This window comes from Spirulina sp. CCNP1310 (assembly GCF_034932185.1).
Taxonomy (GTDB): domain Bacteria; phylum Cyanobacteriota; class Cyanobacteriia; order Cyanobacteriales; family Spirulinaceae; genus Spirulina.
The window spans coordinates 1-7,199 of sequence record NZ_JAYGHW010000080.1 but is presented as its reverse complement, the minus strand read 5'-3'; the positions used below and the strand labels follow the sequence as shown (position 1 = coordinate 7,199).

Annotated in this window: 7 protein-coding genes; 2 read left to right on the top strand and 5 right to left on the bottom strand. The window is 51.3% G+C overall.

All coding sequences use genetic code 11. The annotated features are described in order from the left end of the window. The 3 genes from VB712_RS13885 to VB712_RS13875 form a co-directional block, all read right to left on the bottom strand. Window positions 1-989: FAD-dependent oxidoreductase (locus VB712_RS13885; RefSeq protein WP_323255702.1), on the bottom strand; the 989-nt coding region annotated here is incomplete at its 3' end. A gap of 36 nt (window positions 990-1,025) precedes the next feature. Further along, window positions 1,026-3,995, bottom strand: coding sequence for an ATP-binding protein (locus VB712_RS13880; protein ID WP_323255700.1), 2,970 nt, complete (start codon window positions 3,993-3,995; stop codon window positions 1,026-1,028). A gap of 327 nt (window positions 3,996-4,322) precedes the next feature. Further along, a complete protein-coding gene (locus tag VB712_RS13875; RefSeq protein WP_323255698.1) occupies window positions 4,323-4,886 on the bottom strand; it encodes a type IV pilin-like G/H family protein in 564 nt (187 codons plus the stop codon). 227 nt (window positions 4,887-5,113) lie between these two features. On the opposite strand from VB712_RS13875, the gene VB712_RS13870 reads away from it, so the two are divergent. Then, complete coding sequence (locus VB712_RS13870; protein WP_323255696.1) at window positions 5,114-5,461, top strand: helix-turn-helix transcriptional regulator; 348 nt, start codon at window positions 5,114-5,116, stop codon at window positions 5,459-5,461. Between the two features lie 60 nt (window positions 5,462-5,521). After that, on the top strand, window positions 5,522-5,938 hold the full coding sequence (locus VB712_RS13865) for a hypothetical protein (RefSeq protein ID WP_323255694.1): 417 nt from the start codon (window positions 5,522-5,524) through the stop codon (window positions 5,936-5,938). Here VB712_RS13865 and VB712_RS13860 read toward each other — a convergent pair. Together VB712_RS13860 and VB712_RS13855 are read right to left on the bottom strand one after the other, a co-directional pair. Further along, on the bottom strand, window positions 5,929-6,939 hold the full coding sequence (locus VB712_RS13860) for a hypothetical protein (RefSeq protein ID WP_323255692.1): 1,011 nt from the start codon (window positions 6,937-6,939) through the stop codon (window positions 5,929-5,931). The genes VB712_RS13865 and VB712_RS13860 overlap by 10 nt on opposite strands. Before the next feature lie 111 nt (window positions 6,940-7,050). Continuing rightward, window positions 7,051-7,199 (bottom strand): photosystem II protein D (locus tag VB712_RS13855; RefSeq protein ID WP_416236351.1); only part of this gene is annotated, 149 nt, incomplete at its 5' end.

Genomic DNA, 7,199 nt, shown 5'->3' with positions numbered 1-7,199 from the left:
TGGGCCAGCATCATTTTGCCTGTCGCGTCCCCAATGGCGTAGAGGTTCGCCACGGTTTGACCGTCGCGGATCACTTCCATTTTGTCGTTGACTTCAATAAAGCCCCGGCGATCGGTTTCTACGCCCACGGTTTCTAAGCCTAAATTCTTCGTGGCGGGAATCCGTCCCGTGGCCACCAAACAGGCATCCACCTCAATCACATCAATGGTTTCCTTCGTTTTCGCATCCGCCAATTCAATCACGACGGGATGGCCTGGGGTGACTTTTTTCGCCAATACCCCCTGATGGGTTTCAATATCGCGGCCTTGGAGCAAGACCCGCTCGGCAATCTTGGCAATATCGGGGTCAAAACCGGGCATCAGCGTATCGAGGGCTTCAATCATCGTGATTTCACAGCCCAAGGCAGAATAGACATCGGAAAATTCCAAACCAATATAGCCACTACCGATAATCGCCACCCATTGGGGTAAACTTTCCAACCGCACCGCATCATCACTGGTGTAGACGGTTTTACCGTCCAGTTCAATGCCGGGAGGAACGAAGGGAACGGAGCCGGTGGAGAGGAGGATATTTTTTGCGGTGTAGAATTTTTCCCCCGCCTCGGTTTTCACCCCCACTTTTTGCGCCCCGGCCACCCGGCCCCAACCCTCGATCGTGGCCACGCCCAAGCGTTTGAGGCTGTTGGTGAGGTCGCTGCGAATTTTGGTGACGAGATCATGAGCATGGGCGGCGATCGCCTCCCGTTCAAACCCCACGGTTCCCACCTGTACCCCTAGGGCGGCGAGGTGATGGCGATCGCCCAATTCCCGCACTTTCCCCGAAGCCGCCAGGAGGGCCTTCGAGGGGATGCAGCCCCGGTTTACACAGGTTCCCCCCATTTCCGCCGCTTCAATAATCGCAGTCTTTAAACCACATTTCACCGCATGGAGGGCCGCGCCATGGCCACCCACCCCTGCACCAATAATTACCAAGTCATAATCGAAACTCATCGGCTTTTGTCTAATCCGGGTCTGGTCAAGGTTTGCTTATTCAAGCAATTTTATCGCATCGGGGGAGAGGCGAGGGGAGGCGAGGGCAAAAGCGGCTTGGGGGACGGAGGCGATCGCCTGGGGATGAATGGGAATTTCAATCACAAAGGTTGTACCTTGGCCCAGTTTCGATTCACACCAGATTTTACCCTGGTGTTTTTCAGTGATGATCTGATAGCTGATCGATAATCCTAGTCCTGTGCCTTTGCCTACACCTTTGGTGGTGAAAAAGGCATCAAACAAAAGGTGTTGCACCGCTTCGGGAATACCGGGGCCATTGTCCATCAGTTCAATGCGCACCCAATTTTCATGGATGACTTGGGTTTGAATCGTGATTTGGTTGGGGTTTTGGGACAGTTCAGCATAGGTGCGCTGATTATTGCATTCATCGAAGGCATCAAGGGCATTGGCCAACAGGTTCATAAACACTTGATTCAGTTGGCCGGCGTAGCATTCCACTAAGGGCAGCGGGCCATAGTTGCGATGGATGGCGATCGCCGGTCGTTCAGAATTGGCCTTGAGGCGATTGCCTAAAATCATCAAGGTACTATCGAGGCCTTCATGGAGATTCACCGGCTTATAGTCCGATTCATCGACACGGGAGAAGACCCGCAGGGAGAGGACAATTTGCCGAATGCGATCCGTCCCTACCGCCATGGAACTGAGCAGTTTGGGCAGATCTTCTTCGATGAAATCGAGTTCAATCTCTTCAATACAATCAGCGATCGCCGCCGTAGTGGGGAATTCCTGCTGATACAACTTGATCAAGGTGAGTAAACCGTTCACATAGGCATGGGCATGATCAAGATTGCCATGGATAAAGTTCACCGGGTTGTTAATTTCATGGGCAACACCGGCTACTAACTGCCCCAAACTGGACATTTTTTCGGTTTGGACTAATTGCCCCTGAGTATGCTGCAATGTCCGTAGGGCTTCGGAAAGTTCCGCCGTGCGCTGGGCTACCCGTGCCTCTAGCTCTTGGGTGAGGGCTTGTAAACTGGCTTGGGCCTGTTGGCGATCGTGGATTTCCCCTTGCAATTGCAGGTTTTGCTTATCGAGTTCCGCCTCTGCCATTTCCCGGCTTTCTTCACTTAACACCAACCACCAAGCCCCTATCCCTGCCACCACCAACAGCAGCATAAAGGCAATCATAAAGGCTTCCCCAAGGGAGGTGGTTTCCCGTTTGCCAATCAGGGCATAAACTAGCCCAATAATTGCGCCAATACTCCCCCCCATGAGGGTGAAAATTCCTGCAAACCGGACAATGCGCACCCCTAATTGAGGGTTGAGGCGATCGCCAAAGAGGATATCCGCGAAGCGATGGGCCATGGAGGGAGCCACGCCATCGGTTTTGCAACCATCGTGGCATTGGGCATCAAGGCTACAGCAGAGGGAGCAGATCGCGCCGTCATAAACCGGACAAAAAGCGGTATCCGCTGGCTCGTAGGCTTGGGCGCAAATGCCGCAGGTAATCAGGGCATCGGAGGCGGTGTTGAGGCGGATTGTGTTTTCGCGGGCGATGTAGTATTTCCCTTTGGTGATCCAGGCGATCAGGGGGGCGAGGGTGAAGGCAATGCCTAAGGCGAGGAAGGGGGAATAGGCCTGGGCCCAAGGTCCAAACCAACCAATGAAGGCGAGAATGGCGATCAGGGAGGCGATCGCCGTGGAGCCAAACCCGACGGGGTTGATGTTGTATAAATAGGCCCGTTTAAATTCCACATAGGAGGGGCTGAGTTTGAGGGGTTTATTAATCACCAGATCGGCAACTAAAGCCCCCACCCAGGCGATCGCCACATTGGAATACAGCCCCAACACCGCCTCTAGGGTTTCAAATACACCCAACTCCATCAACACAAGCGCAATGGCCACGTTAAACACCAACCACACCACCCGGCCAGGGTGGGAATGGGTCAAGCGGGAGAAAAAGTTAGACCAAGCCAGGGAACCGGCGTAGGCATTGGTGACGTTGATTTTAATTTGGGACAGAATTACAAATAATGTCCCCACCGCTAACACCACGGCGGGGTTATCGAACATATATCGGAAGCCCGCAAGATACATCTGGATCGGCTCTTTAGCTTGGGCGATCGCCACCCCATGGCTAATCGCGAGGGAAGCGAGGAACGCCCCTCCTAACTGCTTGGCAGTCCCCAACAAAATCCAACCGGGCCCCGCACCAATCACCGCCAACCACCACCGGCCGCGATTTTCCGGCCCCTCATCGGGCAAAAACCGCAAATAATCCACCTGCTCCCCCAACTGGGCAATAAGGGCAAAGGACACCGTTGCCGCTGCCCCAAACAGTAGGGGATCAAAGCCTGCCCCGCTGGGGGAATTTCCCGCAAAATTCACCCAATGATCAAAGGCATGGGGTTCTTTCACCAAAACAAAAATATAGGGAGCCACCATTAACCCCAGCCATAGGGGTTGCGTCCACAATTGCAACTGATTAATTAGTGTCACCCCATAAAACACTAACGGAATAATTAAAACCGAGCAAACAATATAACCCAACCACAACGGCAGCCCAAAATACAGTTCTAGGGCTTGGGCCATAATCGCCGCTTCGAGGGCAAAGAAGATAAACGTAAAGGAGGCATAAATTAATGAAGTGATCGTCGAACCGATGTAGCCAAACCCTGCCCCCCTTGTCAACAAATCCATATCAATGTTGTACTTGGCGGCATAGTAAGTGATGGGGATACCGGCTAAAAAGATGATCACGCCGACGGTGGCGATCGCCCAAAGGGAATTGGTAAAGCCATAGTTAATTGCTAAAGATCCCCCAATGGCCTCCAGGGCGAGAAACGAGATACCGCCGAGGGCTGTATTGGCCACCAGCAGTTCTGGCCACTTGCGGAACGATTTCGGCGCATAGCGGAGCGAATAATCCTCTAAGGTTTCATTCGCCACCCAAGTATTGTAATCGCGGCGTTCTTTAACAATTCGGCGAGAGGATGAGGCCATAGGTTCTGATGGATTGTAGTGGTTTTTGATGTATTGAAATATACAAAAACACCCTGAATACTATTTCGGTTAATGGTAAAATTAGATACAGAAATCTCCGAAATAGTGATTATGACAGTGAAAACCCATAGCATGACGACACTAATCAATTTTTAACTTTAACATAATCTAGGCTGATGTGCTCAGATGATGCAATCTTTAAAAATAGGGGCAAAAACAATGTCCCCATGTCAAGGGAGCAATCTATTGTCTCGACAGCATCATTGTGATTGAAGATTTCAATTGAAAACTCAGAGCATTAAAATTATTCTCCTATTTCAAACATGGCTAAAGCTGAGTATAATTCGCTGGACAAGTGGGTTTATTCTTGACTAAAATTGGCTTTAAAGGAAGACGATAATCGCCGGGTTGTCCTTGACAGATAATGGTTTCAGGGATCATTTCTTGAGGATTATCTTGATTGGCTATCAAGAAAACTGCTCCCACCATATTGGCTCTTGGGCGTTGCCTACGCTCAAACCATACTGCTTTTTCCGGAGGAATGGGAAGAGCATAATGAATGACGGCGTTGGGTTCCTTGTCCACTTTATATTGATATTTTTGTGTAGTTGTGGGTATTCCTAATCCTAATGCGTCTATAGAATCAGAAAACTGATGCTTTTCCAAAAAATAAGCCTGCTGTCCTCGGAGCGATGCTCCGATATTGCTTCTGGATTCATCCGCGCACCCACAAGCACTCTCATAGGGCAACAGAAAAGGAATGATAAAGCCGAACCCAGCCAGACTGATGACAACACCGCCAACTTTCCACAGTGTGAATCCCTTGGGTTTTTGAGAAAATGGTGAACTGTCTTGCGGAGGTAGCGGATCGGGTTGTTTTGGAAACAGCATGGCGGAATGGCTCCTAAGTTTCTGGGCTTCTACATCCTATTTTGTCCCCATTCCTGAATTTTGCCCAATTTTGATCTGTGCGTTAGCTCTGGGCAGGCGAGGGAGATGCTCAAATTTTCTGAAAATCGGTAGCGGTGCGGCTCAAGATTTTGCATTGGGTTGGGCTATGGTGCGAGAGAGATCTTAGAATAAGTGCGAGATTGGGCCATTCATAGCAAAAGAGAACGATGAACAATGCATTTGGGAAACTGATCCGCGATCGCCGCAAAGATAAGGGGTATAGTCAGCGAAAACTCGCCGCCTTAATCAAAATTGACTTTACCTATCTCTCTAAACTGGAAAACAACCGGGCAGAATACGCTCCGAAGGAAGATGTGATCCGTAATCTTGCCCGCTATCTGGACTTAAATCCGGAGGAATTGATTTTCTTGGCAGGTCGGATCCCCCATCAGGAAGAGGCCTTTCTCAGTCAGTATTACAAATCAATGCCGATGTTATTTCGGCGGATGCGGGAAAATCCGGAATTTGCCCGTGAGGTTTTTCAAGCGGCCCAGGAAATTGGGTCTTCTCGTTAGGGGAGTGGGGGGTGGGAAGTGGGGATGTGCCACAATGAGATTGAAATTTCCCTTTTTTCCATGAGCAATCCTTGGCGTGGCTTTACTCAACAACCCTGGCGCGAATTGGCAAAAGTGGCCGGGGTGACAGTGCTGGCGGTGATTGCGGTTGAGTGGTTTTTGGCGGGTTTATGGAATTTGGGCGTTCCGGCTATCCGGTTCGTTTTGGGAAATCTCCTCGCGCCTCCTTTGGGGGAGTTCATTCCCCTAATGGCAACTTTTGGATTGGGAGCGTTAGGACTCTATTTTGGTGAGCGGTGGCGGCAGCCTTTGGCTTTGAATCGGGGCAGTTTGTGGGCGTTGGTGTTGTGTTTGGTGGTGGTGTTGGGGATTAAGGATGCTTTGCCACTGCCGATTTTTCCCCTCACCCAGTTGTCCTATCCGGGGCTGATCATGATTATTTTGGGGGTATTTTTCACGGGCCGCCGCTATTGGTGAACGGCTTCGGGGGTGGCGAGGAGGATTTGGGGGTTGGCTTGTTGGGGAGAGGTGACGTTGATCGTGCCGGTGGCGGTGAGGGTGAGGTGGGGGTTGATTAAATAATTGCGGCCGGCGATCGCCCCCTCCTCCTGTTCTTCCCACAGCGTCGCCAACCGTTGCCGAATTGCCCCAAACACTTCTGGGTCTTGAAAATTAACGAGGGTAAAAATCCGCTGCTGCCCCAAGGTTTCCACGGCCAAACCATAGACATCAAATTGTAATTGGGGGCTTTGGGGAAACTTGACGAGGTGGCCGGTGAGGGTTTTGGGTTGATTGTGGAGGGAGGCGATCGCATCCACCACCGTTGGGGGTTGAGTCAGATAGGCATGGGGGGGACGGGCGGGAATCCTGCGCCAACCATAGTCAATGCGGACTAGATCCCCCCGATAGAGTCCCGCCGTCCAAGCGGGATCACGAACCATCACCGGCAACACCGCATCATCATAATCAATCACTAACACATCCCCTTCTGCACCGACAGCATGAACAACCCCTACCAAGGTGCGATCGGGAATGTCCTGCGTCACCTGGGTTTGATGTTCATATTCCCGACCACCTTGCCAAGATTCCAAAACCGCCATCTCTTTCACCAATAAATGGGGCTGACTACTGGGGTTGTAGAGCCATTCTCCTTGGAGACAAACCTGATCATGGCGATGGACTGCGCCTAAAGCCTCACGAATATCGGCATTAGCGGGGACAAGGGAAAATTCACGGTGTTCAAAAAAGTTATCCGGTTCTCGCACCGTCAGCACTGCCATGGCCGGCGCTGCCCCATGCACCCGACCGATCAACCCCGATCCCGTTAATTCCTGCTCTAGCCCTTCCATCGCCAACCCTTCATAGGCCTCCGGATGGTATTCGCAACTGAATGCAGGTTGACCCATTCCCTGGATGAGGGTTGCCAACCCTAAACCCAAGGCAACGAAAGCAATGAGCAAAATTTGTCGAATACGCATAGGGCAGGCGGGGCTAGATTGTCCTAGGGAATGTTCATTCATAATAGAACAAAGCCCCCTCGTTATGAGGGGGCTTTATTTCGTTACGGATGAGATTGTTAAACCAGAATCTTAACCGTTGATGGCAGGAGCGGTCAGAGCCACAGGCGCAGACTCAGCAGAAGCCAAATCTAAGGGGAAGTTGTGGGCGTTGCGTTCGTGCATCACTTCAAAACCGAGGTTAGCGCGGTTCAGGATGTCCGCCCAGGTGTTGATGACGC